Below are 26,813 nucleotides of genomic sequence, written 5' to 3'. Positions count from 1 at the left end.
TTGTCTGCTGGCTGTCAGGAAGCCTGTACGTTTATACAGTATAGTTAGGGCACTTCCGCGCCCGCGCGGCGTAGTGAAAAGCTTCCAAAGAACGTTAAATTCTGCATCCAACTCACTGATTCGAGGCAAGAAATTGTCAGATTCCGGTACGATCCGCATTCGCGGCGCCCGTCAGCACAATCTCAAAAACGTTGATCTCGACCTGCACACCGGGCAAATGACCGTGGTGACGGGGCCGTCGGGGTCGGGCAAGTCGAGCCTGGTGTTCGACACGCTGTACGCCGAAGGCCAGCGCCGCTACGTGGAGACCTTCAGCGCCTATGCGCGCCAGTTTCTCGACCGCATGGACCGGCCGCAGGTGGACAAGGTGGACGGCGTGCCGCCCGCCATTGCCATCGACCAGACCAACCCGGTGCGCAGCTCGCGGTCGACCGTGGGCACGATGACCGAGCTCAACGACCACCTGAAGCTGCTGTACGCCCGTGCGGCCGAGCTGTTCGACAAGCAGACCGCGCTGCCGGTACGCCATGACTCGCCCGAGACGATCTACGCCGAACTGCAGGCCCGCACGGCAGCCGGCCAGCCGTTTGCCGATGCCCGGCTGGTGGTGACCTTTCCGGTCGAACTGCCCGAATCGGCCACCGAGGACGAAGTGACGCAATGGCTGTCGGTCAGCGGCTATACGCGGGTGCATGGGCAGCGCATCGTCGAATCGCCAACTGGCAACCGCAAGGTGCTCGATGTGGTGGCGGACCGCTTCCGCCTTGGCAATGTGGAAAAGGCGCGCGCCATCGAGGCCATCGAGGCATCGCTGAAGCGCGGCGGCGGCCGGGTCAGCGTCAATGTGGTGACCGACGAGGGCGAGGGCCCGGTGTGGAAGTTCTCCACGGGGCTGCACAGCCCCGAGAGCGATATCCGCTATGCGGACCCGCAGCCGGCGCTGTTCTCGTTCAACTCCGCCTACGGGGCTTGCGAGACCTGCCGTGGGTTTGGGCGGGTGATCGGCGTGGACCTGGGCCTGGTGATTCCGGACGGGCGCAAGTCGCTGCGCGACGGGGCGATCAAGCCGATGCAGACGCCGGCCTGGAAGGAATGCCAGGACGACCTGATGCGGTATGCGGCCAAGGCCGGCATTCCGCGCGACCTGGCGTGGAACCAGCTCAGCGAGGCCGAGCAGCACTGGGTGATTCACGGGTCGCCTGACTGGAATGGCCAGTGGAACAAGCAGTGGTACGGCGTGATGCGGTTCTTCAACTACCTGGAGTCGAAGGCCTACAAGATGCACATCCGCGTGCTGCTGTCGAAGTACCGCAGCTACACGCCGTGCGAAACCTGCTGCGGCGCGCGCCTGAAAACCGAAGCGCTGCTGTGGCGCCTGGGCAGCAAGGACAACGCCGACGCCGTGCTGGCGCCGGCCAGCCGCTTCCTGCCGAAGGGCGTGGACTGGAACCGCGCCCAGCTGGAAAGCCTGCCGGGTCTGACCGTCCACGATCTGATGCTGATGCCGATTGCGCGCATCCGCCGCTTTTTCGACGACCTGACGCTGTCGAGCGCCTTGCTCGACGATGCGCTCAAGCTGCTGCTGGCCGAAGTCCGCACGCGCCTGAAGTACCTGTGCGACGTGGGCCTGGGCTATCTGACGCTGGATCGCCAGAGCCGCACGCTGTCGGGCGGCGAGGTACAGCGGATCAACCTGACCACCGCGCTGGGCACGTCGCTGGTGAATACGCTGTTCGTGCTGGACGAGCCCAGCATCGGCCTGCATCCGCGCGACCTGAACCGCATCGTCGAGGCCATGCACCGCCTGCGCGATGCCGGCAACACGCTGGTGGTGGTGGAACACGATCCGTCGGTAATGCTGGCGGCCGACCGCCTGATCGACATGGGGCCGGGCCCGGGCGAGCGCGGCGGCTCGATCATCTTCGACGGCACGCCGGACACCATCCGCAAGGAACCGACGCTGACGGGCGACTACCTGGGCGGCCGCCGGCGCGTGACCGATGCCACGGACTGGCGTCTGCGGCCCGTGGACGACACCACGCCGCGCCTGAAGCTGGAAGGGGCCACGGAGCACAACCTCAAGGACGTGACGGTCGAGATTCCGCTGAACCGGCTGGTCTGCGTCACGGGCGTGTCCGGTTCGGGCAAATCCACCCTGCTGCAGGATGTGCTGTATCCGGCCATGGCGCGCCACTTCGGCAAGGCCACCGAATCGCCCGGGGCATTCCGCGACCTCGTGGGTGCCGATCTGGTCGATGACGTGGTCTTTGTCGACCAGTCGCCCATCGGCAAGACGGCGCGTTCCAACCCGGCCAGCTACGTGGGCGCGTTCGACGAGATCCGCAAGCTGTTCGCCAAGGCGCCGCTGGCGCTGCAGCGCGGCTACACGGCCGGCACGTTCAGCTTCAACTCGGGCGACGGCCGGTGCCCCACCTGCGGCGGCTCGGGCTTCGAGCACGTGGAAATGCAGTTCCTCTCCGATGTCTACCTGCGCTGCCCGGACTGCGATGGCACGCGCTATCGCGCCGAAGTGCTCGAAGTGAAGATCGAGCGTGCCGCGCGCGGCCAGGCACCGCGAACGCTGAGCGTGGCCGACGTGCTGGAACTGACCGTCAGCGAGGCGACGGCGCTGTTCGAGGGCGATGCGGCCGTACTGCGCGTGCTGGCGCCGATTGCCGACGTGGGCCTGGAATATGTGAAGCTGGGCCAGCCGGTGCCGACGCTGTCGGGTGGTGAGGCGCAGCGCCTGAAACTGGCCGGCTTCCTGGCCGAAACGGCGGCCGCGCAGCCGGTGAAGAACCGCAAGGCGGTGGTGCTGCCCAGGCGCCTGTTCATGTTCGACGAACCGACCACCGGGCTGCATTTCGACGATATCGCCAAGCTGATGCGCGCGTTCGGCAAGCTGCTGGATGGCGGCCACTCGCTGATCGTGATCGAGCACAACCTCGACGTGATCCGTGCTTCCGACTGGATTGTCGACCTGGGCCCCGAAGGCGGGGACGCCGGTGGCGAGGTGCTCTGCGTGGGCACGCCCGACATGGTCAAGGGCTGCGCCAGTTCGCATACCGGCCATGCGCTGCTGGCCTATGACAAGGCCCTGGGCGAATCGGGCACGCTGGCCGCCGAGCGCGAGGAACAGGCCAGGCACGGTTTGCCGCTGCAGGCCGCGGTGCAGGCCGCCCGGGCGCGCCGCGCCGTGGAAGGCGAGGGCGTGGTGCGCATCGTCAATGCCCACGAGCACAACCTGAAGGCGCTCAACGTCGACATTCCGCACGGCAAGTTCAACGTGATTACCGGCGTGTCGGGCTCGGGCAAGTCCACGCTGGCATTCGACATCCTGTTCCACGAAGGGCAGCGCCGCTATCTGGAATCGCTGAACGCCTATGCGCGGTCTATCGTGCAGCCGGCGGGGCGGCCGGAAGTGGATGCGGTCTATGGCATCCCGCCGACGGTGGCCATCGAGCAGCGGCTGTCGCGTGGCGGCCGCAAGAGTACCGTGGCGACGACGTCCGAAGTCTGGCACTTCCTGCGGCTGCTCTACGTCAAGCTGGGCATCCAGCATTGCGTGCATGACGGGGCGCCGGTGACATCGCAAAGCCCGGCATCGATCGCAGCCCAGCTGCTGCGCGACTATCGCGGCCAGCACGTGGGCCTGCTGGCCCCGCTGGTGGTGAACCGCAAGGGCGTCTATACCGACCTGGCCAAGTGGGCCAAGGCGCGCGGCAATACGCATCTGCGAGTGGATGGCGAATTCCTGCCGGTCGATCCCTGGCCGCGTCTGGACCGTTTCCGCGAGCACACGATCGAACTGCCGGTCGGTGACATCGTCGTTTCTCCAGACAACGAGGCCGCACTGCGCGCCTTGCTGGATCAGACGCTGGAACTGGGCAAGGGCGTGATGCACTTGCTGGCACCGCTGGACGGGCTGCACGACGCCATGCACGACGGCAAGGGGTCAGGCAAGGTCGGCGAAACCAGGGTGTTTTCGACCAAGCGCGCCTGTCCGGTCTGCGGCACCAGCTATCCGGAGCTGGACCCGCGCATGTTCTCGTACAACAGCAAGCACGGCTGGTGCGGCACCTGTGTCGGCACGGGTCTGGCGCTGACGGGCGAACAGCGCGCGGCGTTCGATGACACCGTGCTGGGCGGCGACGACCGGGGCCGCGAGCAGAGTCTGCCGTCCGAGGAACAGGAACCCGAAGGCGTGGCCGATACGCCATGCCCGGACTGCGGCGGCACGCGCCTGAACCCTGTGGCCCGGGCGGTCACGTTCGACGCGAATGCCATTACCGACGTGGCGCAATGGACGGTGTCCGACACCCGCAGCTGGGTCGATGGCCTGCGCCTGAAAGGGCGCGATGCCGAGATCGCCCGCGATGTGGTGACCGAGATCGCCAGCCGCCTGCAGTTCCTGGAAGAGGTGGGGCTTGGCTACCTGAGCCTGGACCGTGCCGCGCCGAGCCTGTCGGGCGGCGAGGCGCAGCGTATCCGGCTGGCGGCCCAGCTCGGCAGCAACCTGCAGGGCGTGTGCTACGTGCTGGACGAGCCGACCATCGGCCTGCATCCGCGCGACAACCAGATCCTGCTCGATGCCTTGCGCAAGCTCGGCGACAAGGGCAACACGCTGGTCGTGGTAGAGCACGACGAGGACACCATCCGCCGGGCCGACCACATCATCGACATCGGCCCGGGGGCCGGCAAGCGTGGCGGTAATCTGGTGGCGCAGGGCGGCGTGGCCGCGCTGTCGGCCGCTGCCGATTCCACCACGGGCCGGTTCCTGGCGCATCCGATGATCCACCCGCTGCAACCGCGCAGGCCGGTCAAGCCGGCGCGTGCCGGCAAGGAAGCCGAGCCGGCCCAGTGGCTGACCGTCGAGGGCGCGCACCTGCATAACCTGCGTGACGTGACCGCGCGGATTCCGCTGGGGCGGCTGGTGGCCATCACGGGCGTGTCGGGCTCGGGCAAGTCCACGCTGGCGCGTGACGTGCTGATGACCAATCTGCTGGATGCGGTGGGGCGCTCGGTGATGTCGTCGCCGGCCACGCGCCGGGCTCGTGCCGCAGCCGAAAAAGCCGGCAAGCCCACGGCCACGAAGGCGCTCAGTGTGGAGCACGCCTGGCACGGCTGCGCGGGCATCAGCGGCTGGGAATCGATCGACCGCGTGCTGGAAGTGGACCAGACGCCGATCGGCAAGACGCCGCGATCCTGTCCGGCGACCTATATCGGCGTCTGGGACGCGATTCGCAAGCTGTTTGCCGAGACGCTGGAAGCCAAGGCGCGCGGCTACAGCGCATCGCGTTTCTCGTTCAACACCAGCGACGGGCGCTGCCCCGCCTGCGAGGGGCAGGGCGTGCGCACCATCGGCATGAGCTTCCTGCCCGATGTAAAGGTGCCGTGCGACGTGTGCCATGGCCAGCGTTTCAACCCCGAAACCCTGGCGGTGACGTGGCGCGGCAAGAACATCGGTGACGTGCTGACGATGGAGATCGACGAGGCCGTGGAGTTCTTCGCGGCCATCACGCAGATCGGCCATCCGCTGCAGCTGATGAAGGACGTCGGGCTGGGCTATCTGACGCTGGGCCAGCCGTCGCCGACGCTGTCTGGCGGCGAGGCGCAGCGGATCAAGCTGGTGACGGAGCTGTCGAAGGTGCGCGATGACATCACGCGGCGCGGCCAGAAGGCCCCCCACACGCTCTATGTGCTGGACGAGCCGACCGTGGGCCTGCACATGGCCGACGTGGCGCGGCTGATCCGCGTGCTGCACCGGCTCACGGACGGCGGCCACAGCGTGGTGGTGATCGAGCACGACCTGGACGTGATTGCCGAGGCCGACTGGATTATCGACCTGGGGCCGGAGGGTGGCGCCCATGGCGGCACCATCGTCGGGGCCGCAGACCCCGAAACGCTGTCGCGCATCAAGGCCAGCCACACGGGCGCGGCACTGGTGCCGGTGCTGGCCCGTACCGCGCCCGACGCGGCCCGCGCCACGGGCTGATCAGCGCGCCCGGGGCGCTCTCGGCGGCTTCGGGGAGGTCGCCAGCCCCGGGGCTGCCACGGATGCCCCGGACGTGCCGGCCGGCGGCGGCCTTGGACCTGCCAGGGCCGCCGCGCAGAAATCGATCAATTCCTCCACGGGCGGCCCGCTGCGGGCCCGCTTGCTGCGTTCCCGCACCCAGTGGGCCAGCGAATAAACCACCGTATCCATGAACCAGATCAGGCGAAGCTTCATGACGTCGCGCGGCACGTCAGGCAGCAGCGCATAGAGGTGTTCGCGCACCCGGTACAGCGCGCTCATGGCGGTCTTGTCGACCAGCCCCTTGTTGAGCAGGGCCGGGCTGAAGGTAGTCTGGGCCAGCACCTGCAGGTAGTTGGTGCCCCAGTCGGTATCCAGCACCACCTCGACCAGCGGACGGATGGTGGCTTCCACCACGCCGTGGATGTCGATGGGCCGGCCGCGGCCTTCCAGTTCGTCCAGATGCCGGTGGCGGATTTCGTTGACCTGGTGCAGGCGCCGGTTCAGCAGGTGGCTGACCAGGGCTTCGCGCGATCCGAAGTGGTAGTGCAGGGCGGATCGGTTGCGCTGGCCGCTTTCCACCACGATCTGGCGTAGCGGCACCTGTTCCACGCCCTGTTCGGCAAACAGGCGCTCGGCAATTTCAAGAATGCGCCGCGCGGTATCGGTCAGCCCGTCCGGGGCGCCAGAGGCGGTAGCGGCGGCGTCAGTCCCCGGGGCGCTTTGGGCGCTGTTGGCGTCGGGCACGCCTGCCGGGCGGTCGGCATCGGCGGCAGCGGCCTTGCGACCTGGCGTACGGCGGGGGGCGTGCGCGGGCGGGCGCTGCTCATCCGCGATCATGGCGCGCGCTTGCTTGAGCTTCATGGCGTGGTGGCGTCGCTGGCTGGCTTGTCGTTATCAAAATGAAAGCCTCGCAAGGATACGGAAAAATCCGATGTCCGACATCCATTTGGCGTCGCATTTTCTTCATTTTTGTACCTCTCCGGGAAAGTCCTAACTAACTGAACGTGCGTATGCCGTTAGCCTGCGGTCCATGTCAATTTAATACGAGAGATTAATTTGACGTGACGCGATTGGCGACGATCGCACCCGGGCGCTGGACGGAGGAGACCACTGGCGCCACCAGCCACCACACTCGGAACCGTAAAACAATGAAGAAGACGCTGTTCGCTGCGCTTGCCGGCGCGCTGCTCGCGCCCGCCGCCTGGGCCCAATCGTCCGTGACGCTCTATGGCGTTGTCACGTCCAGCATCCAGTACGTCAACCACGTGCAGAACACCAGCAACGGGGTGCTGGCTCCGGGCAGCGGTTCGGCCGTGTTCATGAATTCGTCGGGCATCGCGCAGTCGCGTTTCGGCCTGCGTGGCGTCGAAGAGCTTGGCGGTGGGCTGAAGAGCCTGTTCGTGCTGGAAAACCAGTTCAACACCGATGACGGCAAGATGGGCAACGGCGGGCTGCTGTTCGGCCGCCAGGCGTTCGTGGGCCTGCAGAACCAGTGGGGCAAGGTGACTTTCGGGCGCCAGTACACCTCGGCGTTCCTGACGATGGGCAGCTTCACGCCGCTGGCATATGCACCGGAATTCGAACCGGTGGTGGGCATCGCCGGCCCGAACTTCCGCGAAAACAACGTGGTGCAGTACCAGGGCACGTTCGGCCCGCTCACGGCCATGGCGCACTGGTCGTTCGGTGAACGCAGCGGCACGTTTGCCGCGGGCTCGGCCTATGGCCTGGGGCTGTCTTATGCGAATGGCCCGTTCGGCATCGCGGCGGCCTATGACGAGGTCAAGACGCTCAACGCCGCGCAGGCCGCCGGCACTTCGGGGTCGAACGACTATGGTCGCGACATGCGCGCGATGCTAGGCGCCAGCTATCGGCTGGGGCAAGTCAAGATGGTGGCCGGCTACCGTTGGGGCAACTCGGTGGCTCCGGCCACCGGCACGCCAACCCTGCTGCCGCACCGCGACGACATGTACTGGGTGGGCGTGAACTGGGACGCCACCGCTGCGCTGCGCCTGTCGCTGGCCTATTACTACGACGACATCAAGTCCGCACGCATCGGCGGCGTGACGACCAACCCCAAGAACCCGCAGCAGTACCTGGCGCTGGCCGACTACAGCCTGTCCAAGCGGACCGACGTGTTCTTCGCCGTGAACTACGCGCGTAACGCGTCGCTGAACTGGGACAACATTTCGTACCTGCCGAACGGCCAGTCGGTAGGCTACCTGCCTTCGACGTCGCAGGTCTATTACAAGACGCCCGATGCCAGCGGCCAACTGGGTGTGTCGCTGGGCGTTCGGCACATTTTCTGATCCGGAGCCGTTCCCAGCTCATACCAGGCAAGCGAGGGGCCCGCGCGGACTCCACGACGCGCAGGCATTGCGGCGCCACGGCCAATGGCCGGGGCGCCTTTTTTCGCTAGGGGCCGCCCTGGATGTCGGCCGTGCCGACGGGGCTTTGGCCGATGCGTGCCGAAAGGTGGGTATCATCGGGCCGATACACCGACAAACGGGAACGACATGCAACGCAAGACTTTCCGCAACATGCAATGCCCGATCGCCCGCAGCCTCGAACGCGTGGGCGAGTGGTGGAGCATTCTGATTCTGCGCGACGCGTTCTATGGCACGAAACGCTTCGACGAATTCCAGCGCAACCTCGATATCGCGCCAAACATGCTCACGCGCCGGCTCAATGGCCTGGTCGAGGAGGGCCTGCTCGAAAAGCGCCAGTATTCGGAACGGCCGCCCCGCTACGAATATGTGCTGACCGACTGCGGGCGCGATTTCCGGCCCGTGTTGCTGGCGCTGCTGGCCTGGGGCAACCGCAATTTCGCGCCAGAAGGGGCCAGCGTGCAGATTGTCGACCGCGACACCGGCAAGGTCGTCGAGCCCCTGCTGGTGGATGCCGCCAACGGCGAGCCGCTGCAGATGGGCAAGCGACACGTCGTGCGGGCAGGGCCGGCGGCGGACGATCGCACACGCGAGCGCCTGTCGTCGGCGGCGTCATACATGACCGCGCCGGCACCGGCCAAAGTCAAGGCGCCCGCCGCCTGACATTGCCGCGTCAGGTTGCTCCGAGAGCATTTCTGGCATAGAGTCCAAGGGATCAGCACCCCGTTTTCCGACGGTTTTTTCGCCGACTCCGGACAGACCCGATGCCACGTTTCACGACTTTGTACCCGTTTTCGACAGCCGTTCTGGCCATGATCCTGGCGGGCTGCGCCAGTTCGCCAATGCCGCCGCCCACGCCGCCGCGCACGACGCAACAGCCGACGACCACCATCACCACGCCGCAGACCGGTGTCAGCCGCGCCCAGCTCGACGCCGCCGGCAATGCCTGCGAAAAACGGGTGGCCGATGCGGTCAAGACGCGCTACCCGCAGCCGGGCAGCGTGATGATGATGCCGGATCGCGAACGCATCGCGCAGCAAACGACCAACCAGACGTCGATCAGCGGCGAAGGCACGTTCGAACCCGACGCCAGCGAAGAGGCCATGGCGTTCCGCTACACGTGCCTCTACAACATGCGCACGTTGCGCGTGGACGATGTCCAGATGAAGTACGGGCCGCACTGAGCGGTCGTCCCGTTACCTCGGCGTATTCCCGACGATTTGCATGATGTTGGCCCGTGTTCGGCGACGAACCCGGGCCAATCTGCTTTGTTCGCCCCGAAAGCGGCATCAGCGCCCCCCGGGGGTTGAAAGCGCCGCCAGCACGCGCGCGCGTTTTGTCGTATCGTCTCGTCTTGCGATACTTGACGGTGCAATGATTGCCACGTCATTTGTGCCGCGGCTTCCCATCCGTTCCCGCTCGCCCTCCGGACCGATATCGTGCAGAACCCCGCCACCCCGCCCGCCGAAAGCGACGCAGCAGCCCCCGCAGGCCCGGCCGTCGCCGCTGCCGTTCCTCCTGCAGACAGCCCGATGACCGCCCGCGAAAAGCGCGGGATGGCCGCCATCATGATTGCCGTGTCGCTGGCCACGCTGGACACGGCCATCGCCAATACGGCCTTGCCGAACATCGCGGCCGACCTGAACAGCACGCCCGCCGCGTCGGTGTGGATCATCAACGCCTACCAGCTGGCGATGGTGGCCACGCTGCTGCCGTTTGCCGCGCTGGGCGGCGTGGTGGGGCACCGACGCATCTATCTGGGCGGCGTGGTGGTGTTCATCTTGTCGTCGGTGGTCTGTGCGATGGCCTGGTCGCTGCCGTCCCTGGCGGCGGCCCGGCTGCTGCAGGGCGTGGGCGCCGCGGCCATCATGAGCGTCAACACGGCGCTGATCAGTGCGATCTTTCCGATTCACCGGCTTGGGCGGGGCGTGGGGCTCAACGCGCTGGTCGTGGGGGTGTCGTTTGCGGTGGGACCGACGGTGGCCTCGGTCATCCTGTCGATCGGCCCCTGGCCATGGCTGTTTGCCGTCAACCTGCCGATCGGGCTGCTGGCGCTGGTCATTGCCTGGCCGTCGCTGCCGCAGACCAGGCGCAGCCAGCATGGTTTCGATCCGGTGGCGGCCGTGCTGAACGCCATCACGTTCGCCGCGCTGATCTTCGCGCTGGGCGAGGGCGTGCAGCGCGAGCCGTTGGAATACGTGCTGGCTGCCGCAGCCATCTTCGTGGTGGCCTTTGCGCTGCTGCTGCGCCGCGAGCGCGGGCATCCGGCGCCCATGCTGCCGGTGGATCTGCTCAAGCGGCCGATGTTCGCGTTGTCGACGGCCACCGCCGTCTGCTCTTTTGCGGCGCAGGGCCTGGCGTTCGTGTCGCTGCCGTTCTACTTCGAACATGTGCTGGGGCGCAATCCGGTGGAGACCGGCTTCCTGCTGACGCCCTGGTCCGCCGTGGTGGCCGTGATGGCGCCCATTGCGGGCCGCTTGTCCGACCGCTATCCGCCGGGCCTGCTCGGTGGCATCGGCCTGGCCGTCATGGCGGTGGGCATGGCGTCGCTGGCGATGATGCCGGCCGACGCCAGCGTGCTCAATATCGGCATCCGCATGGCGATCTGCGGTGCCGGATTCGGCTTTTTCCAGTCGCCCAACCTGAAGGCGCTGATGGCCAGCGCGCCGCGCGAGCGCGCAGGGGGCGCCAGCGGCGTGGTGGCCACCGCGCGACTGCTGGGCCAGGCCACCGGCGCGGCGTTGGTGGCCTTGTCATTCGGCATCGCCGGAGAACACGGGCCCACGCTGGCGCTCAGCCTGGGTGCCGCTTTCGCGGCAGCGGCAGCCGTCGCCAGCGGGCTACGGCTGGTTACGCCACAGAGTGCCGATAGCGCGGCCATGCAGAGCGCCCGCAAATCGTCCTAGGCAGCAAGACCTGCGCGCAGGCCTTGTAGAAACTGCATGGCGCCGGTGCTTCCGGCGCCATTTTTCATGGTGCTCCGCTCCGGTACGAAACTTGCCGGTCTCCATCATCGGGGGCGTTCGTCGCCCCAGCTTCACGGAGGCATGGCAATGAACCGATCAGACGACTACGGCCGTCGCCGCAGGCCCGATCAGCAGTACGGAGGCTATGAAGAGGGCTATGGCAACGTGCCTGGCGACGATCGCCACTGGCGACGCCGCGATCTGTCGGCAGGCCGCTATGGCAACGCCGGCGAACGCAATCCGTATGACGCCTATGAGGATCGCGACGCCCGCCCGCGGGACGAAGATCCGCGCAACCGCGACGCCTGGCGCCAGGGCCGCACGGCACAACTGAGCGGCGGATGGCGTTCACGCGGCGCCACCGTCTACTATCCCGGCCGGCCCACGTACGATGAGTCGCGCGACGAAAGTTCGCCCCATAGCCCAGGCTACGTCAGCGCCTACAGCAGCGGCTATGAGGACGGTTACGACGCCGGTACCCGGACGTCGAACGCGCAGATGCCGGGCCGCGACGAGCGGTGGCGCGGCACGCGCAGCGGCTATGAAGGCGGCTACGAACGTGGCCGCGACAGCGAGCGGGGCTCGGGCTACGAGGACTACGGCGTCGAATCGGGCCGCAATTTCCGGCAGCGTCCGCGCATGGGCCAGGCGGTGCGTGGACGGGGCCCCGAGGTCTATGGCCGCCGCCCGGCCGGCCCCAAGAACTACACACGCTCCGACGAGCGCATCCGCGAAGAAGTCTGCGAGCGCCTGACGCACGCGCCCACGCTGGACGTGAGCGACGTGACGGTGGCGGTGGCGGGCAGTGTGGTCACCCTGACCGGCACCGTGGACAACCGGCGCATGAAGTATGAGATCGAAGATCTGGTCGACGATACGTATGGCGTGTCGGATGTGGTCAACCAGATCCATGTGCGCCCGTATGGCGCGCTGGCATCGGAATAGTCCTCGACAGATTCAGAACATTCGCGGCGCTTATCCGGACCACCCGCCTGCGAGCCCCGGCACTGCCGGGGCTTTTTGCATGGCGCGGCGGTGGGCGTGCGTGCTACAGGTCGCTGCCGCTGGGCGGATTCTCCATCCGCTTGTCGGTCTGGTCGGCGCGATCCACCGGCGTGTCGGCCGGCAGTTCCTCCGCGGCGCGTCGTACTTCGTCGAAAATTTCGTCCTCGGGCAGCTCGTCGTCGTCCGGCTCATGCCGCTCGCGCGATACGTCTCCGAGCTCCCTTTCGATGTCTTCGGTCGCTTCGCTGTCCAGGCGGGGGTCAAGCGTGCTGGGGATGCCTTCCGGGTCTGCGGCCTCCAGGTTGCGGCTCTTGCTGTCGGCGTCCGCTCGGCCGTGTCGGGTGGTCTTGCTCATCGTCACTCCTGTCGTCGTATTGCAGGTCGGGTATGCAGGACCTGCGGCAAGTTGCATGCCAATGTGGGCGCTGCAGCCTGCGGCGGTAATGGATTCGCGTGCGGCGGGCCCTGCGCCTATATTGAGTCAGGGGACCGCCGCAGAACCAGTTGGCCGCACTGCCTGTGAAGAGGCTGGAACGGCAATTGCTGAAACAAGGCAAGCATCGTGCGAGGGAGATAACGATGAACCTGACCGGCGTCCTGGCTACGCTTAGCGTGGCGTCCTCCGTGGCCGTGTCTTCGACGCCCGTCGAGAAACAGCTGCTTGCCATCAGCCCGCACGACTTTGCCCAACAGTTCAACCTGGTAGCCCACGACGCGGGCGCCAAGCTGACGCTGCCCGATTTCCGGGCCAAACCGGGGTGGCACCGCGCCAACACCAGCGAAGGCGTATCGGTCATGGTGCGCGCCGCGCATACCGGGTATGCCATCGACGAAGTGGTGGTGGTGTGCCGGGCCGCCGAGCAGTGCATGATGACGATCTGCACGGCCGCCCGGGCCATCGACGCGACCGTGGAGCCCAATCTGCTGCAGTACTTCGTGGCGGCCCGCATCGCGGGGCATCTCGGGGAAGTGGCCCTGGTGATGTCCGGACTGGTCTATCTGGTGGTGAATCCCGACGACGAGGACTATGTGGCGCTGGTGATCCGGCCCTATCAGCCGCAGCAGGAACTGACCGCGCACCGCCAGGCGGCCATCAAGGGGCCACCGCGCTCCACCTGAACCGGGATGGGCCGGGAACGCCCCTGGCGGTCACCGCACCGGCATCCAACGGACCGGCTGCTACGGCACCGGCCGGACCATGCGGCGCGCGCCCCCGCCCGGAGAGCGCGCCGGGGCGAACTCCATCGCCCGTTGTTCCAGCAGCCGCTGCAGTTCCGTGGCACCGCGATAGTAATGCGCCAGCAGCAGGCGCAATTCCGGATCGGGAAGCGGCTCTCGCAGCAGTTCGCCATAGGCTGCCGCGGCACGGCCAGCCTGCTGGGCGGCATGCCGGAGCAGGGGCAATTCGCCCGATTCTGCGGGCGGCGCGACATGCTGCGGATCGCGCGCGCGGGCTTCGGCACTCCCGTCCTTGCCATCGCCGGCCGCCGCGGCACGCGCGCCGAGTTCGGCCGACGCACAGCGTTGCATATTGGCACGATGGGCAAATACGGCCCGAATCTGCGGGTCCGATGCCGCGGCCGCCACGGCGGACAACGCCTCTGCACACTGCATGGCGTGACGACTAAGCCGCGCCAGCGTGGTGTTCAGTGCATCCATGTACGTCTCCGGTTGATGCTTTAACTGTAGGTGAAGCGCGCTGGCGGACGGCCGAATTGCATGGCCGGTGTGGTTAATCTTTTACAGATCGGAATTCACCGAATTCGATACGGGCGCGTGGTTATCCGATCGAACCTGCGAAACACACGCAAAAAACGCGCCGCACATTGCTCCGGTTTGGGGAACAACGTGCGACGCGCCGCAAGCGGGTCTACGGGGGAGGCCCGTGGAAAGACAGGCCCGCTGGCTTGACCTTGCCGTTAAGGCTTCTGGACCGGATCGGGCGAGTCGCCCTTGGGGCCGGAAGGTGCTGTCGGCGTGGCTACCGGCGAAGCGTCCTGTTCGCGCGGCTTCTTGGCGTGCTGGCCCGTGTTCTTCTTGGTCTTGTGGGCCGACTTGGTTTGCGCGGTCTTGTCGTGCTGCATGGTCGAGTCGCCGCTCATCATCGCGCCGCTGCCCGAACTGCCGCGTTGGGTCGTCGGGCCTTCGGGTGCCGGCGGGGCGCTGGGGTTCGTTGCGTTGGGCGACAGTGGCGGGTCATTCTTGGGCTGGGCCATGGCCGGCATGCAGAGCATGGCGCTGATGGCCAGGGCAGTGGTCGTGAGCAGGCGTTTCATCGATCGTCTCCCGAAAAATTGGTGGCGGTGACTTCACGATACGACTCCGCCTGCGGTGCGCTCAGGGGGAGGCCACTGAATCGGGTGTAGGCCGTTGACTACAGCATGTGAAGCCCGTTTGCAGGATTTATATGGCCATGTAAATCGAACCGGCGCCCGGCGTCGGGGAAGCGCCTGCCGCGCCATGGCTGGCCGGCTGACTGTGCGGGCCGGTGCCAGCGGTATGGAATTTGCGTCGAAGGGTCCGTATTGACCGTATTGGCCGTATTGACCCCACCGGAGACGCTCATGAACCAGGGAAACAACAGGGGTAGTGGTTCGGACGACCGCTACAGCGCCTATGGCGCTGACCGTGACGATCGCAGTGATCAGGACGAACGCGACGACCGCCGCCGGCAGGGCGGCACGCAGCGCCAGCAGGAAGCCTACAGCGGCGGAGACTGGCTCACCCATCGCCAACAGGGCGGCAGCGACTGGCAAGGCCAGGGACGCAGCCAGTCACAACCGGGCCAGCAAGGCGCGGGCAGCGACTGGCAGGGCAGCGGCCAGCAGCCCGGCGGTAGCCGCTGGAGCGGCGGGACGTCGTCGTCGCAAGGTTCGACGTCGGTCTCGTCAAGCGGCTACGGCGGCTATGAAGGCCAGAACCGGCGCTTCGAGGAAGGCTATGGCGAAGGGCGCTATGGCGAGTACGGCGAAGGCCGGCAGGGCGGGCGCCAGCAGTTCGGCCAACAGCCAGGCCCGCAGTCGGGCCGGGAGTTCAGCCGGGAGGGCGGCCGGGAGGGCGGCGAGCGCAATGCCCCGCAGCGGTATGAACGAGAACGCTGGGGCGACTGGCACCAGGAGGGCGGCGCCGGGCACGGCAGCGAATGGTCGAGCCAGCAGGGCAGCCAGGGCGACGAGTGGGGGCAGGGCCGCGGCCGCTGGGATCAGCCGGCACGCGGTGGATCGGCGCAGCGCCAGGGCGGATGGGAACAAGGGCGTGAAGGCCGTCAGCAAGGTCGCCAGTCGGGCCGTGACGCCGGAGGCGCCTGGGGCAGCAGCTGGGAAGGCCCCACCGGGTCGGAACCCGACATGCGCACGCACTATCGCGGCGGCTATGGCGTATCCGACTATGGCGATCAGGACCCGTCTGCCGGCCAGGGCTTCCAGCCCTGGCAGCGGCGCGCTGGCGGCGACTGGCAGCGCGAGCGGCAGGGGTCGGGCCAGGGGTCCATGCGCGACCGTGGCGGACGTGGCTTTGGCGGCAGCACCGGCGCCGGCGGGTACGATCCGAACGAACGGGCCTACGAACATTTCACCGGCGCCGACGAACGCAGCGATCTGAACCGTGGCTATGGCGGAGCCGGTGGCTCTGCGGCGGCACGGCGGGCGCAACGCGCCGGTCCGAAGGGCTACCAGCGTTCCGACGAGCGTATCCGCGAAGATCTTTGCGAACGCCTAGCGATGAGCAGCCGGGTGGATGTCCGCGAGGTCGAGGTCTCCGTCAGCGGCGGCGTGGTCACGCTGAGCGGCACGGTACAGGACCGGCAGCAGAAATACCGGATCGAGGACATGGCCGACGAAGTGTTCGGCGTGAAGGACGTGCACAACCAGATTCGTGTCACGCGCGATTCCGCCATGGGCAGGGAAGGTAGCGGGGGCAGAGAAGGACAGTCCGGCGGGTCGCGCATGTCGCAAGGCATGAGCAGCCCCAGCAGCCAGGGCAGCACCGCGCCCTCCAGTGCGGCAGGCAGCTCGGGCAGCCTCGGCACTGGCATCGGTTCAGCGTCGTTATCCGGCTCCGGCACGACGTCGGGCAGCGCATCAGGCAGCACATCGGGTTCGACGTTGGGCACCACTTCAGGCTCCACGTCGGGCAGGTCGGGAAGCTGACCGCCGACGCACTGCGCCAGCGTGTGGGGATGGCCCCGCGCGCTGGCGGCTTGAGCTGCAAGCATCCATACACCAAGCATTCGAACAAGGAGATGCCCCATGCCTTTCGCCTATGCAGGAACCCGCCGCCGCCGGAATCGCGACAGACGTCGCGCTCACGAATCGCCGGAGAACAACGCCGCAACCCGGGACCGCGAGGGCGCGCCCGATGCCCGGGATTCCCGGGATGCGCGGGAAGAGCGCGATCCGCTGGCGACCCGTGGTGCATCGAGCGAGGAAACCCCCGGCGCGCGCGAGGGACAGCGGGCCACCACACGGCAGGAAGACCAGCCGGCCGGCATCGGAAGCCAGGATCTGCTGGACCCCGGCAGCCGCGAGCCGGATGCGCCGCCGGTCGATAACCGCTCGTAGTCCCGTCAACGGATGACAGGAGCCGCCACCATGCGACATATACCCCTGATTCCGACCCGTGCCCGCCGCGCCTTGTGCGTGGCCGCCTGCCTGTCACTGGGCGGCGTGGCGTGGGCCCAGAACCCCTCCCAGACGCCGAAGGTCGACAACCGCGCACCCGGCACCGCCGCGTCCGATGTGGCGCCCGGGGCACGAGAGTGGGGATTGACCAAGGAGGGGCATCGCAAGCCCGGTAGTGGGCCAGCCCTCAATCAGGGGGCGTCCTCGGCGCAGACCTATGACTATCCCGCTTCCGCGCCAAAGACGGCGCCGGCCAAGCGTCCCTAGCGATATGCGGCAAGCGGACCGGCGCGCATTACGGGTGCACGTCGGCCGCATCCAGAGACCAGTAGCGTTCCGGCGCGCAGACATCGGCCAGTTCGGCGGGTGAGAACAAGGCCAGCTGGCTGGCGTAGGCCTGCACGGCCCGCGCCTTCTGCGCCGTGAAGACACTGATCGGCATGTGGACGGGAGAGGCGAGCAGGCCCTCCTGCCACCAGCCGGCCATCCGGCTTTGCACGGCGCCCGGCATGCGGCGGTAAATGGCTTCTTCGTAGAACATCCATCGGAATGCAGGCACATGCGGCTCGTTCTCGGCATGCGGGACGGTCTCCGGCAAGTCGACAAAGGCTGCTTCGCGCACCAGCATGCATGCGGCGTTGACCAGCATATGATCGGCATGCCGTAGCCCCATCGGCGCCACCACCGTGCCGCCCGGTTGCAATGCCAGCAGGCGGCCGAGCCGCAGCGCGATACTGACGGCGTCGTAGCGTTGGCCGTATTGCTGTTCCAGAAAGTCGAGCCAGACCGGGTCTGCCCCCAGCGCGGACAAGGCGCGGGCGTCTTCATGGCGCCGGGCTTCCATGGCGTGCCGGGCCGATGCAAAACCGGCCGCACTGTCACGGGCCGGCGCCGCCAGATCCGGCCGGGGCAGGCCTGCAAACACCGTAATCACCAGCGCCTGGCGGCTGGCAGCGAGCAGGCTGCCGCAACTGAAGACGGCATCGTCAAGGTGAGGGGAAATTATCGTCAGCGGATGTGGAATTTCCATGATTTTGCAATGCCGACCGGGCAGTAATGAATCCGGCCCGGCCATGGGCCGGGGTTACCCGTGGCATTGCAAGGGGCATGCCGGTCGGTCACACGACGGTATGACAACCGCTGACCGCCGTCGCGCGGCTCATTCCGGCAGCACGGCCACCGCCTCGATTTCGAACAGCATGCCGTCCAGCGCCAGCCTCGGCACAGGAATCAACGTGCAGGCGGGCGCGGGCCAGTCGCCCAGCAGCGCCTGCCAGGCGCGGCTGAAGATGGCCAGCCGCTCCATTGAATGGTCGACGATCAGCACGGTGATCTTGGCTACGTCGGGGATATCGGCACCGCCCGCCTGCAGGGCCACGCGCAGGTTGGCCAGGGCCTGATTGACCTGCACGGAGAAATCGGCGCGCAACCCGCCACACATGTCCTCGCCGCCCTGGCCGGCCGCGAAGATGATCCGGGCGGGGCGGTTGGCGATCGCCACATGGGAATAGCCGTTCAGGCGGGGATCGTAGAGGTCTGGCGGATTGACGAATTGCAGGTACGGCGCGCGGGGCGATTCAAGCAGCATGGCAGGGTCCTGAGTCAGAGTCGCGCCAGTATCGAACCTCAAGCGCACTTGAGGTCAAGCGCCGTTGCGATACCATCTCGCCCTGCAAGGGCTTTCGAATATTCCTCAAAAAAATAGGGATCACCATGCCAAAGACCGTCGCCCCCGACCTTGTCTCCGACGCGGCTCCCCTTCGTACGGAACGTCGGTTGCGCGCACGCGATCCGCTCACCGTCGGCGAAGTGGCCGAGCGCAGCGGCATCGCGGTATCGGCGCTGCATTTCTACGAGTCGAAGGGATTGATCGCCAGTACGCGCAGCGCCGGCAACCAGCGCCGCTATCCGCGCGGCATCCTGCGCCGGCTGGCCGTCATCCGCGTGGCCCAGCGCATGGGCCTGCCGCTGGCGACGATCGCCGACGCCTTCGCACATCTGCCCGCCAACAAGGCGCCGACGGTGGCCGACTGGCGCCGGCTGTCCGCCGCCTGGCGCGCGGACCTCGATGCACGCATCCGCACACTGACCATGCTGCGCGACCAGCTCGACGGCTGCATCGGCTGCGGCTGCCTGTCGCTCAAGGCGTGTCCGTTGCGCAACCCGCAGGACATGATGGCGCAACAGGGGCCAGGCGCCCACATCGAGGAGGGCAGTTGCCAACATCGGCAAAAAGCGATGCGGCGTTGATTGTCACCGCGCCCGCGCCCGATCGTGACAACCCGACAACTTCGTGCGATCTGAAAAAGCCCATTGGGCGCTGGCGTCCATGATGAATCCTGTTCACAACCCCTGCTGACAAGGAGCACATCATGAACACGATGAAGAAACTGCTGATCGCCGCCGCCATCGTCGCGGCTCCCGCCATGTCTTTCGCCCAGAGCGTCCCGGCCGCACAGGCCCCGGTCACCCGGGCTTCGGTCCTGGCCGACCTGATCGCCGTGGAAAAGGCGGGCTACCACCCCGGCCGCAATGACGACAACTACCCCGTCGACATCCAGGCCGCCGAGGCCAAGGTCGCAGCCGAACAGGGCATCCAGCCCGCCCCGGTGGTAATGCCGAAGGTCCAGGCATCCATGCACGCCGCCAACACCGTGCCCCGGATCGATCGTCCGCGTAGTGCTTTTTATGATGGGGCTTGAGGGGTGGGGGGCCTATGCCGCTTGCCTGAAGCCGGCCCCGGTGTCCAGGATGCCGGGGACATCCTTGCGTGGCCCCTTCTCGCCGCACGCAGGCATTAGCCGATCAGCCCCTCAGCCCATTCGCCGGATAGCAAGCTTCGTCAAACTCCCTTGACAACAGGCGGTAGTAAAGCAACTCGCTCGCGACTTGCAACGCCATGCCGGCGAACGCAAACAGCGCGGCCGCCCACCACGGCAAAAGCGCGGTGCGGTCGGCATCGCCGTCAGCCACACCCGGATTCCCGACAAACACTGCCATCGCAATCATGGCGGTTGCCCACATCAGAGAAAAGGGTACTACGCGGTCCTCTCCGGGACGGTCCGGGCTCTCCGGCCGGTTTGCCACGATGTTCACTGCAACGCCTGATTTGCACGGTATTGCAACAAGCTGCGCACCTTGTCCATGCCGCACCATTTTCGCGGCGAGCGATTGCGCCACCCACCCGTTTGCATGTCCTGGCTTGCCGAGCGCCTGGTCGATATCCTGCGTGTCGGCACGTAGCGCCGCGTCCTTGACCGCCACCGTGACGGCATGCCGCAACGGCTTGTTCAGGCCGGTAAGCCAGAATTGCCGGATACGGCCGGCGGCGACCGGTTCAGAGCCGAGCAGCATGGCGATACCTCTATCGACCTCATCGGACTCCGCCACGACCGGCCGATACAGGCAAGCCTGGGGCCTGAGCCCGTGCCGGTTGCGGGCCAACGCGCTCGCGTCGGCAAACAGCATGGCGACCGCCATTTCGGAATACGGCGGCTCGGCACCGGCGCGTCCGAGCTGACACGCAATGAACAGCCGGACGCCGGACATCGGCTTGTGTTCTACCCAAAGCGAATCCATGGGGTCGGGCTGCCCCGGCGATTGCCACACGAGTGTAGGGTGGCCGGGCAGATTCCACGCTGCCAACACACGCCGCAATACCGTCAGGTCATCCTGGTCCTCCGACTGCAACACAATCTGTATCGATTCCGTACGCCCCATGCGCTGCAACGCCGGCAATAGGGAGGCCAGCAGATTCCTTAAAAGATGCTCGATGCGCGCTTCCCCTGGTGCTAGGTCGAAATCGAAGGTGACGGCCTTGCCGACGTTGTCTGGCGGACGGCCTTCGAGACCGAGCATCCGCTCCGCGATTTCGTCTTCGGGCGTCATCACGACGCTATCCACCAGGACGACGTGATCGCGCGTCCAGCAGAGCCAATGGTAATTTCGCCACTGGCACATCAAGTTCCATAGCACGGCGCCCTTCCACGGCATTTCATAGCCGGCGTACACCACTGCCCCGCAGACGGCTACAAAAAACAGAAAAGGCAGGAATGTTGCCTGGAACAGGAACGGGCTCCACGAGATGGCTTTGCCGTCGGGCCATTGCGCGATGGCGATCAGGATGCCAACACCCTGAACGGCAAAGAAGAACACGACAAACAGCCAGATGGGTGGAAAGTCTGGCTCGGGCCGTTCAGCCACTTTGCGGGTGTTCCATTGCAAATTCATTCGATCGTTGCTCCGGACGACGCTGCCATCATCACGCTGCCGCATTCCGAACGGCAGCCATGTACCGCCAGCTTTCTGCCGTTTTCCCGATACCCTGTCCCGCCCTCGACGATGGGATTGTCGCCGTGCTTTGGACAGGAAACGAGATCTCCAACCAACGCGGCGCGGCGACCGTCAATATTGAAGGTCGAGGTCGCTGTTTTCACGCAGCCGCCGTGCGAGGTGGGATCACCGAGTAATACCGGATGGTTCATTTTGATTTGACTTTCGGAAGGTTGGTGGGGCGGATCGAGTCGTCGCAGGAGATGTATTCCTGGCCTGAAGGTGTGCGGAGGCCTTTTAGGTAGTCGGGGCGCTTCGAGGCAGCAAAAGTTTCCTCACGAACGCTAGTTGACTGTACGTCTGTTGAATCGCTGTTGGCCCGCAAGGGATATTGGATGACATAGTGGTCCCGATCTCCCCATTTTTCGGCGACATAGAGGCGATCGGAAGTCGATGCGACGATATAGTCTGCGGAATCCTTATAAGGCGTCCGGGTATTTCGCATGTAATACCAGCCGCGGAATGAACGACCACCATCCGTAGAGTAAACAAACGAGATATTGCAGCCTTTGTCCGGACACACGCCATCCGGCGTGTACGACGAAGGAATCACGATAATCTGTCCCGTTGGGTCCGCATTGATCAGGCGCCCTTGGTAGTTTTCAATGCCGTAGCGTCCAAGCCGGGTGCGAATGCCCTGCCTTGGATCGTTGTAATACGTCGTGCCGTGGTGGCAATCCTTGTAGTTTTCCAGCGAGATATAACGGTGGTCGTCGAACCAGTAGATGGCTTGTGGCGGGACGTCGTAGTCGGGGGGAGGCGTCGCCAGGCGCCAGTTCTTCTGGGCGCAGCCGGTCAGCAATGCGACTGCCACACCGATACACAAATGCATGGATTTTCGTTTTTCGTGTTTCATGATGCTTCCTGATTTCAGTTTCCCAAATCCCAACGCGGCTGCCTGGTCTGATTCTCGGCTGCAGCACGCGCCGTCGCGTCCTTGACCGTATCCCGGTCGATGGCCGCGGGCATTTCCGGTTTCAGCAACACGCCCGAATTGAAATAATGGTCAGTGAAGTGCGTCCAGTCGGCGTCATGCATGAGCCCGATCCAGAACTCCCGGTCTTCGAAGGCTTCACAAAATCCAATGGGCAGGTCGTAAGCGACGATCCGCCGCATGAACTCCATGTGTTCGGGCAGCGTGCTGTGGTCGGGTGGTTCGGGCTTGTGCCGGCGGAACCGGTCCCGCGCCTCTTCAGCCGATTCCAGCGTTCGAATCGGCCGGTCTCCGCTGTAAATGTCCTGGCCGCGATTTTGGTAACTCGGCTCATAAATCGACTCAAAATACGGAAACTCGGGCTTGAAATACCGGCCCGTGTCGGGATCGATTTCCCCCATGGCTCGCACGTTATCGTCCGTGACCGATTCGTCGAATCCGGCGGTTTCTTCAGGCTTCAACGGATTTGCCACGGCCTCGGCATTGACGGTGACCATCTGGTCGGGATGGGGCACCGTCCACAGTTTCATGGCGTTGAAGAGCGGCCCGTGATTTCCATCCCAGAACGGCTTCGTATTTTTGGGGTCCCAGTGGCTGCCGTATTTCATGTCCGGCAGGGTGCCGAATCGCTTGATGCCGGGCGCGTCGCCGCATGGCGTCAGGCGAGCCAGCATGCGCTGCTTGACCGTATCGCCCAGTTCGGCAAGCAGGTCGTCGGGTAGTCCCTGCCATCCGATGCTTTCCAGCGTCGTCAGGCCCATGACGCGGTCATGCGGGCTGAAATAGACATAGACCCGCCCGTGGTTGTCGCGCTCGCTCACTGCCGGCGTGATCTCGCTGAAGGGGCGCCAACGCTTGCCATTCCGGCCCCTGCCAACCCGCTGCTGTACCAGCAGCCGCTCGTCCAGCAGGCGCCTCTCCGCCTTGATCCGATTGGCGATATTACGAAACGTCTGAACGCGCGCAGCCTCGGAAGGGCGGGCATCGCTCCATGTCGCGCCATCCGCGAGCTTGTCGTCGAGCGCGTAGGGCGAGTTCATCAGAAATAGCGCGTCGGGCGCCCGTGTCTTGCAAAGCGCCAAGGCTGCCAGGGCAATCATCGTGCCCTGACTGTGCGACATCACCGAAATCGTGTCGTGCGGATGCTTTGTACGGATCTTGTCGATCAGGTTGGCCAGCCGCTGCGCGGCATGGGGGTAGTAGTCGCGCGGCGGCGCGTCCTGCAACTGCCGCTCTGGCTCCGTATTCATCGCCTCCAGGTCGACAAAGCGCATGAGGTTGCGTTTGAAACCCAAACCGTTCCACATTTGCTGGAGGCTGTTGGTGCCGTTCTGAAAAGCACCGCCGCCCCAGAACCATGGTCCGCGATCGGTTTCCTCTCGCTTCCAGAAGTCAGCGCCAGCAATATTGCGTAGTGGAATCTTGAAGCGGCCTGGGCTTTCGTCGGGTTCTCGGTAGCCCCAGTAGAAGCGGATGACGGGGGAGTAGCCGGGGTTGTCGGGGTCCACTCTACGCATATGCCCCTTCGGGGAAGGAAACGTTTCACCGTCGCGATATTTGTTCGGCAAAAACTTGTACGCCGATTCTTCCAGCCCCAACCTCTCATTTAACCCCTCACACAACGCCCGCTCGGCCTTGTCATACCACTCCCCCTCCGAGTTCACCCCGTGCACAAAAATGATGATCCCCGGCAAATGCGGCGGCACACGGGCCTCGGCCCTCACCTGGTAGCTGGCAGGGGTCAGAAAGGATTCCCAGTACGGCTTGCCGAATGCGTCGCGTTTCATCGGCACAACGCGTGTGGAGGTGGCGGGCCGCACCTCGGGCTGCTTTTCAACGTCGGGCTTCGTATTGGCGGATTTACGAGAATCGGAAGATTGTTCGGTCATTTCAAAGTTCTCGACTGACATGGAGTAGCTGCATGCCCTGGGCGATATCGCGTGTCAGGATGTCGGTCTCGCCAGCGGCATTCGTACGGCCTTCGACGATGTCGCCATTGGCCAGGCGAATGCGGTAGAGGCTGTTGATGATTGGCGCGCCGTCGGATTCATCCGTCAGCACGAACCGCTCTGTCTGCGCCGCGTCCGTGCGGGCGAAGCCTGGCAACGGAAGCTCCAGCGACCCCGGCCCGGACTTGTCGATTTCAATAAGTTTGAGAATGAGCCGCCCGCTGCCGCCGATCTCGACGTTGTCGCCGTGCACCTTGACGTAGGCGCTGCCGCCGCCGTTCAGCACCACGCCGTTGCGCGCGTTGGCTGTCAGCGTGCCGCTGGCGCTCGCGAGCTGAACGTCCTTGTCGGCCACCAGTTCCATGGCATCGGCCTGAGCCTGGATCAGGACCTTTCCTCGCGCCGCAATCAGCCTGAGACCGAGTCTGTGCGCAAACAGCGATATCGTTTCGCCCGCCGCGATCACGACGTTACGCAGCGCGTGAAGATGGAAGAGGGCAGCGGTCTTGATGCCGATATCCTTGCCGGCGGCCATGGAAATCCGATCGGGCGTGGTGGCGGCAATACCGGCTGGGGCCGACAGCACCACGACGGCTTGCTGCAACTCGACAACGCTGTCCTTGAGCCAGCGATTTTCGGCTTTCAGATCGGCGACTTCGGCGACGGCCAGACGTGCGGCCTCGGCCAGGCCTTCCGCCTGGGCAATGGCCAACTCCATCTGGCTAGAGGCCGGCAAGAGATCGGCCTGAGGCCCGTTGGCTGCCTTTTGAACATCGGCCGTCAGCCAAAGCCCCGCACCCGCGCGGACGCAACCCTTGAGGTCGGTCCGCAACTCGAACCCCTGCCCCCGCTCCTTCATCTGGCGATCCACCAGATACCCGAGGTTCAGTTGCGTCTTGCCGCCGTACTCGGTCGACAGCTTGATCCCCTCATGCCCTTCCCAATCCTCGAAGCGCAGCTTGTTGTTGCGCTGCGTGCGGATCACGTTGCGCGATTGCCAGCCGTCCCGCCCGATGATCAGGTCGGGCTTGTGGCTGTTGTGCAGCGCGTGGGCGATATAGGGGCGGTTCGGGTTGCCGTCGTGGAAGCCGATGGCGACCTCGGTGCCTTCCAGCAGCGGGAAGTGGAAGCCAGTCTGCACGGCGCCGGCGAACGGCTTGGCCAGCCGGCGATCGGCACACTATTGGCCGCAGTCACACAGAATCTGCCGTATGCTGAATTGTTCAGCGTGCAAGCGCGCCCTGTCCGACCCTGCCCGGAGGCGACTCATGCTTGTTGGAAGCGCAGTAGACAAGCTGCGACGTGGGTCGAAGCGGACGGTGTAATGGCCGTCCTGCGTCAGGTAGGCGTATTTGTATTGGCCCGGTGAGGTGACGCGACCGCTCAGCGTGCCGGCGATGCGTGGCCATTTCGTGTCGTCGACCGGCAGACGGAAGCGCCGGTCCGACGGAATCGCCTGATAGGTATTCCGATAAGCCTGATCGCGGGCGCCCGTGTGGATGACTTCGGTGATGACCTGGCCGTTGGGCGCATCCGGCAGCGTCGTGTCCATGCGCAGGATGCGTGCCGGGCGCAACGCCAGCACGTTGCTTTCACCCTGGTAGACAACCTGCCCGGCGATGGCCGCCTCGTGGCGCAGCAGCGCCTCCCACTTCGCGCCGGCCATATCCAGATGATGGGTGCCATGGATATATGGCTCGCCATAAGTCGTCCGATCCTTGTATGCAATGTTGGCGTCGGCCTTGAGCCGCTCGTAGGCGTGCGCGGGGTTGTAGTCCGATGCCAGGACCGATCTGGCGACGGTTCTCGTATTGGTACGAATGGCAAAAACCGCTTCGGTGCCCGACTCCAGCCCGGCCGTCTCCCGATAGGGCACCCGCAGTTCCGGCTGATAGATGTAGTGATCGATGTCGTCCCCGAACACCACAATTTCGCCAAATTTCCCGGGTGCGAAGTAGCAGTACATGCCTTCCTGCTCCATCAGCAGGCGCACGTAGTCCCAATCGGACATCTGGTACTGCAGGCGGAACTTGTGCTCGGGATATTCGCGCCGTAGCCGGAAAGCGAACTGATGACCTTCGAGGTCGTGGCTGCGCAGGATGGCCTCGATGATTTGCGGTGCGGTCTTGTGCTGATAGACACGGCTGCGCGGGGTCAGCCGCAGGCGCGTCACCAGCGGCTCCACGACCATCTCGTAGCCATGGAAGTCACGCGTCTGGCGGGTCTTCGAGAACGCCGGAATCCATCCCGCAAAGCGGCGCGGCTCGCTGCCATCGCCGGGGTCGATGACGAAGGTGGCCGGTCGATTCAGGTAGTCGGCACGGTCGAGTTCCAGCGGATGGGTCAGCTGGACGGTGACCTCGTAAGGCTTGCCGAGCGCCTCGACGGCCTTGAACGAGACCACCGACAGCGCGATGGCGGTGGGGGCGGCGGGGACTTCGAGGCGGTAGGCGGCCCGCCCGGTTGCGAGCCCGGCGAGATCGGCGCCGGATACCAATCGATCTTCGACAACCATGGTTTGCGTATCGATGCACTGGTGTAGTGCGTCGCACGCTACATGGATTGCCCACTTCTGAGACCGCTGAATCGCTGTTGTCTAATTCAGCGC

Annotated in this window: 24 protein-coding genes; 12 read left to right on the top strand and 12 right to left on the bottom strand. The window is 65.6% G+C overall.

Features of this window, described 5'->3' with window-relative positions; genetic code table 11:
• Positions 1–115 precede the first annotated feature (115 nt).
• Positions 116–5,995, top strand: a complete 5,880-nt coding sequence (gene uvrA, locus D9X30_RS09275) for an excinuclease ABC subunit UvrA (RefSeq protein ID WP_194946583.1) — start codon at positions 116–118, stop codon at positions 5,993–5,995.
• Here uvrA and D9X30_RS09270 read toward each other — a convergent pair whose 3' ends face one another.
• Entirely contained in the window at positions 5,996–6,877 is an 882-nt protein-coding gene (locus D9X30_RS09270) for a TetR/AcrR family transcriptional regulator (RefSeq protein WP_153949505.1), read from the bottom strand.
• A 287-nt stretch (positions 6,878–7,164) separates the two neighbouring features.
• Between D9X30_RS09270 and D9X30_RS09265 the strand changes: the two genes are divergently transcribed.
• From D9X30_RS09265 to D9X30_RS09245, 5 genes are all read left to right on the top strand, one after another.
• Positions 7,165–8,322, top strand: coding sequence for a porin (locus tag D9X30_RS09265; protein WP_153949504.1), 1,158 nt, complete (start codon positions 7,165–7,167; stop codon positions 8,320–8,322).
• A 207-nt stretch (positions 8,323–8,529) separates the two neighbouring features.
• Positions 8,530–9,063: a winged helix-turn-helix transcriptional regulator gene (locus tag D9X30_RS09260; RefSeq protein ID WP_153949503.1), complete on the top strand. Its 534-nt coding sequence runs from the start codon at positions 8,530–8,532 to the stop codon at positions 9,061–9,063.
• A 101-nt stretch (positions 9,064–9,164) separates the two neighbouring features.
• Positions 9,165–9,584, top strand: coding sequence for a short-chain fatty acid transporter (locus D9X30_RS09255; protein ID WP_153949502.1), 420 nt, complete (start codon positions 9,165–9,167; stop codon positions 9,582–9,584).
• Positions 9,585–9,932: 348 nt separating this feature from the next.
• Complete coding sequence (locus tag D9X30_RS09250; RefSeq protein WP_153949501.1) at positions 9,933–11,306, top strand: MFS transporter; 1,374 nt, start codon at positions 9,933–9,935, stop codon at positions 11,304–11,306.
• A gap of 147 nt (positions 11,307–11,453) precedes the next feature.
• The gene (locus tag D9X30_RS09245) at positions 11,454–12,311 is read left to right on the top strand and encodes a BON domain-containing protein (protein ID WP_153949500.1); all 858 of its coding nucleotides are present in this window, start codon (positions 11,454–11,456) and stop codon (positions 12,309–12,311) included.
• A 103-nt stretch (positions 12,312–12,414) separates the two neighbouring features.
• Here the strand turns inward: D9X30_RS09245 and D9X30_RS09240 are convergent, their stop codons facing one another.
• Entirely contained in the window at positions 12,415–12,726 is a 312-nt protein-coding gene (locus D9X30_RS09240) for a hypothetical protein (protein WP_153949499.1), read from the bottom strand.
• A 224-nt stretch (positions 12,727–12,950) separates the two neighbouring features.
• Between D9X30_RS09240 and D9X30_RS09235 the strand changes: the two genes are divergently transcribed.
• Positions 12,951–13,490 (top strand): malto-oligosyltrehalose synthase, encoded by a 540-nt coding sequence (locus tag D9X30_RS09235; protein ID WP_153949498.1) that lies wholly within the window; start codon positions 12,951–12,953, stop codon positions 13,488–13,490.
• Between the two features lie 60 nt (positions 13,491–13,550).
• Here D9X30_RS09235 and D9X30_RS09230 read toward each other — a convergent pair whose 3' ends face one another.
• On the bottom strand, positions 13,551–14,030 hold the full coding sequence (locus D9X30_RS09230; RefSeq protein WP_153949497.1) for a hypothetical protein: 480 nt from the start codon (positions 14,028–14,030) through the stop codon (positions 13,551–13,553).
• A gap of 260 nt (positions 14,031–14,290) precedes the next feature.
• Complete coding sequence (locus D9X30_RS09225) at positions 14,291–14,647, bottom strand: hypothetical protein (protein ID WP_153949496.1); 357 nt, start codon at positions 14,645–14,647, stop codon at positions 14,291–14,293.
• A gap of 288 nt (positions 14,648–14,935) precedes the next feature.
• Between D9X30_RS09225 and D9X30_RS09220 the strand changes: the two genes are divergently transcribed.
• The 3 genes from D9X30_RS09220 (at position 14,936) to D9X30_RS09210 (ending at position 17,257) form a co-directional block, all read left to right on the top strand.
• Positions 14,936–16,519 (top strand): BON domain-containing protein, encoded by a 1,584-nt coding sequence (locus D9X30_RS09220; RefSeq protein ID WP_153949495.1) that lies wholly within the window; start codon positions 14,936–14,938, stop codon positions 16,517–16,519.
• 99 nt (positions 16,520–16,618) lie between these two features.
• The gene (locus tag D9X30_RS09215; protein ID WP_153949494.1) at positions 16,619–16,930 is read left to right on the top strand and encodes a hypothetical protein; all 312 of its coding nucleotides are present in this window, start codon (positions 16,619–16,621) and stop codon (positions 16,928–16,930) included.
• Between the two features lie 30 nt (positions 16,931–16,960).
• The gene (locus D9X30_RS09210) at positions 16,961–17,257 is read left to right on the top strand and encodes a hypothetical protein (protein ID WP_153949493.1); all 297 of its coding nucleotides are present in this window, start codon (positions 16,961–16,963) and stop codon (positions 17,255–17,257) included.
• Between the two features lie 28 nt (positions 17,258–17,285).
• Here D9X30_RS09210 and D9X30_RS09205 read toward each other — a convergent pair whose 3' ends face one another.
• On the bottom strand, positions 17,286–18,020 hold the full coding sequence (locus D9X30_RS09205) for a PIG-L family deacetylase (protein ID WP_153949492.1): 735 nt from the start codon (positions 18,018–18,020) through the stop codon (positions 17,286–17,288).
• 129 nt (positions 18,021–18,149) lie between these two features.
• Positions 18,150–18,578 (bottom strand): RidA family protein, encoded by a 429-nt coding sequence (locus tag D9X30_RS09200; RefSeq protein WP_153949491.1) that lies wholly within the window; start codon positions 18,576–18,578, stop codon positions 18,150–18,152.
• A 125-nt stretch (positions 18,579–18,703) separates the two neighbouring features.
• On the opposite strand from D9X30_RS09200, the gene soxR reads away from it, so the two are divergent.
• Together soxR and D9X30_RS09190 are read left to right on the top strand one after the other, a co-directional pair.
• Positions 18,704–19,240: a redox-sensitive transcriptional activator SoxR gene (gene soxR, locus D9X30_RS09195; RefSeq protein ID WP_153949490.1), complete on the top strand. Its 537-nt coding sequence runs from the start codon at positions 18,704–18,706 to the stop codon at positions 19,238–19,240.
• A gap of 131 nt (positions 19,241–19,371) precedes the next feature.
• Positions 19,372–19,692, top strand: a complete 321-nt coding sequence (locus tag D9X30_RS09190) for a DUF4148 domain-containing protein (RefSeq protein WP_153949540.1) — start codon at positions 19,372–19,374, stop codon at positions 19,690–19,692.
• A 103-nt stretch (positions 19,693–19,795) separates the two neighbouring features.
• Here D9X30_RS09190 and D9X30_RS09185 read toward each other — a convergent pair whose 3' ends face one another.
• From D9X30_RS09185 to D9X30_RS09160, 6 genes are read right to left on the bottom strand one after another with little or no spacing between them, the layout of a single operon-like run.
• Positions 19,796–21,220, bottom strand: coding sequence for a KPHS_23130 family T6SS system protein (locus D9X30_RS09185; protein ID WP_153949489.1), 1,425 nt, complete (start codon positions 21,218–21,220; stop codon positions 19,796–19,798).
• Positions 21,217–21,474, bottom strand: a complete 258-nt coding sequence (locus tag D9X30_RS09180; protein WP_153949488.1) for a PAAR domain-containing protein — start codon at positions 21,472–21,474, stop codon at positions 21,217–21,219. The genes D9X30_RS09185 and D9X30_RS09180 overlap by 4 nt, the downstream gene beginning before the upstream one ends.
• Positions 21,471–22,178 (bottom strand): T6SS immunity protein Tli3 family protein, encoded by a 708-nt coding sequence (locus D9X30_RS09175; RefSeq protein WP_153949487.1) that lies wholly within the window; start codon positions 22,176–22,178, stop codon positions 21,471–21,473. The genes D9X30_RS09180 and D9X30_RS09175 overlap by 4 nt, the downstream gene beginning before the upstream one ends.
• 14 nt (positions 22,179–22,192) lie before the next feature.
• Entirely contained in the window at positions 22,193–24,166 is a 1,974-nt protein-coding gene (locus D9X30_RS09170) for a T6SS effector phospholipase Tle3 domain-containing protein (protein WP_228771049.1), read from the bottom strand.
• Positions 24,147–25,346, bottom strand: coding sequence for a DUF2345 domain-containing protein (locus D9X30_RS09165; RefSeq protein ID WP_153949486.1), 1,200 nt, complete (start codon positions 25,344–25,346; stop codon positions 24,147–24,149). The genes D9X30_RS09170 and D9X30_RS09165 overlap by 20 nt, the downstream gene beginning before the upstream one ends.
• A 39-nt stretch (positions 25,347–25,385) precedes the next feature.
• On the bottom strand, positions 25,386–26,720 hold the full coding sequence (locus D9X30_RS09160) for a type VI secretion system Vgr family protein (protein WP_153949485.1): 1,335 nt from the start codon (positions 26,718–26,720) through the stop codon (positions 25,386–25,388).
• Positions 26,721–26,813 lie beyond the last annotated feature (93 nt).

Source organism: Cupriavidus sp. U2, from assembly GCF_009663685.2.
Classification (GTDB): domain Bacteria; phylum Pseudomonadota; class Gammaproteobacteria; order Burkholderiales; family Burkholderiaceae; genus Cupriavidus; species Cupriavidus necator_C.
Note: the sequence above shows the minus strand (reverse complement) of the source record. Positions and strands in the feature narration are given on the sequence as shown.

What these genes read in the sequence shown, in the direction of transcription:
- D9X30_RS09270 (WP_153949505.1), bottom strand. Translation starts at nt 6,877, where the DNA reads ATGAAGCTCAAGCAAGCGCGCGCCATGATCGCGGATGAGCAGCGCCCG.
- D9X30_RS09265 (WP_153949504.1), top strand. Translation starts at nt 7,165, where the DNA reads ATGAAGAAGACGCTGTTCGCTGCGCTTGCCGGCGCGCTGCTCGCGCCC.
- D9X30_RS09260 (WP_153949503.1), top strand. Translation starts at nt 8,530, where the DNA reads ATGCAACGCAAGACTTTCCGCAACATGCAATGCCCGATCGCCCGCAGC.
- D9X30_RS09255 (WP_153949502.1), top strand. Translation starts at nt 9,165, where the DNA reads ATGCCACGTTTCACGACTTTGTACCCGTTTTCGACAGCCGTTCTGGCC.
- D9X30_RS09250 (WP_153949501.1), top strand. Translation starts at nt 9,933, where the DNA reads ATGACCGCCCGCGAAAAGCGCGGGATGGCCGCCATCATGATTGCCGTG.
- D9X30_RS09245 (WP_153949500.1), top strand. Translation starts at nt 11,454, where the DNA reads ATGAACCGATCAGACGACTACGGCCGTCGCCGCAGGCCCGATCAGCAG.
- D9X30_RS09240 (WP_153949499.1), bottom strand. Translation starts at nt 12,726, where the DNA reads ATGAGCAAGACCACCCGACACGGCCGAGCGGACGCCGACAGCAAGAGC.
- D9X30_RS09235 (WP_153949498.1), top strand. Translation starts at nt 12,951, where the DNA reads ATGAACCTGACCGGCGTCCTGGCTACGCTTAGCGTGGCGTCCTCCGTG.
- D9X30_RS09230 (WP_153949497.1), bottom strand. Translation starts at nt 14,030, where the DNA reads ATGGATGCACTGAACACCACGCTGGCGCGGCTTAGTCGTCACGCCATG.
- D9X30_RS09225 (WP_153949496.1), bottom strand. Translation starts at nt 14,647, where the DNA reads ATGAAACGCCTGCTCACGACCACTGCCCTGGCCATCAGCGCCATGCTC.
- D9X30_RS09220 (WP_153949495.1), top strand. Translation starts at nt 14,936, where the DNA reads ATGAACCAGGGAAACAACAGGGGTAGTGGTTCGGACGACCGCTACAGC.
- D9X30_RS09215 (WP_153949494.1), top strand. Translation starts at nt 16,619, where the DNA reads ATGCCTTTCGCCTATGCAGGAACCCGCCGCCGCCGGAATCGCGACAGA.
- D9X30_RS09210 (WP_153949493.1), top strand. Translation starts at nt 16,961, where the DNA reads ATGCGACATATACCCCTGATTCCGACCCGTGCCCGCCGCGCCTTGTGC.
- D9X30_RS09205 (WP_153949492.1), bottom strand. Translation starts at nt 18,020, where the DNA reads ATGGAAATTCCACATCCGCTGACGATAATTTCCCCTCACCTTGACGAT.
- D9X30_RS09200 (WP_153949491.1), bottom strand. Translation starts at nt 18,578, where the DNA reads ATGCTGCTTGAATCGCCCCGCGCGCCGTACCTGCAATTCGTCAATCCG.
- soxR (WP_153949490.1), top strand. Translation starts at nt 18,704, where the DNA reads ATGCCAAAGACCGTCGCCCCCGACCTTGTCTCCGACGCGGCTCCCCTT.
- D9X30_RS09190 (WP_153949540.1), top strand. Translation starts at nt 19,372, where the DNA reads ATGAAGAAACTGCTGATCGCCGCCGCCATCGTCGCGGCTCCCGCCATG.
- D9X30_RS09185 (WP_153949489.1), bottom strand. Translation starts at nt 21,220, where the DNA reads ATGAATTTGCAATGGAACACCCGCAAAGTGGCTGAACGGCCCGAGCCA.
- D9X30_RS09180 (WP_153949488.1), bottom strand. Translation starts at nt 21,474, where the DNA reads ATGAACCATCCGGTATTACTCGGTGATCCCACCTCGCACGGCGGCTGC.
- D9X30_RS09175 (WP_153949487.1), bottom strand. Translation starts at nt 22,178, where the DNA reads ATGAAACACGAAAAACGAAAATCCATGCATTTGTGTATCGGTGTGGCA.
- D9X30_RS09170 (WP_228771049.1), bottom strand. Translation starts at nt 24,166, where the DNA reads ATGTCAGTCGAGAACTTTGAAATGACCGAACAATCTTCCGATTCTCGT.
- D9X30_RS09160 (WP_153949485.1), bottom strand. Translation starts at nt 26,720, where the DNA reads ATGGTTGTCGAAGATCGATTGGTATCCGGCGCCGATCTCGCCGGGCTC.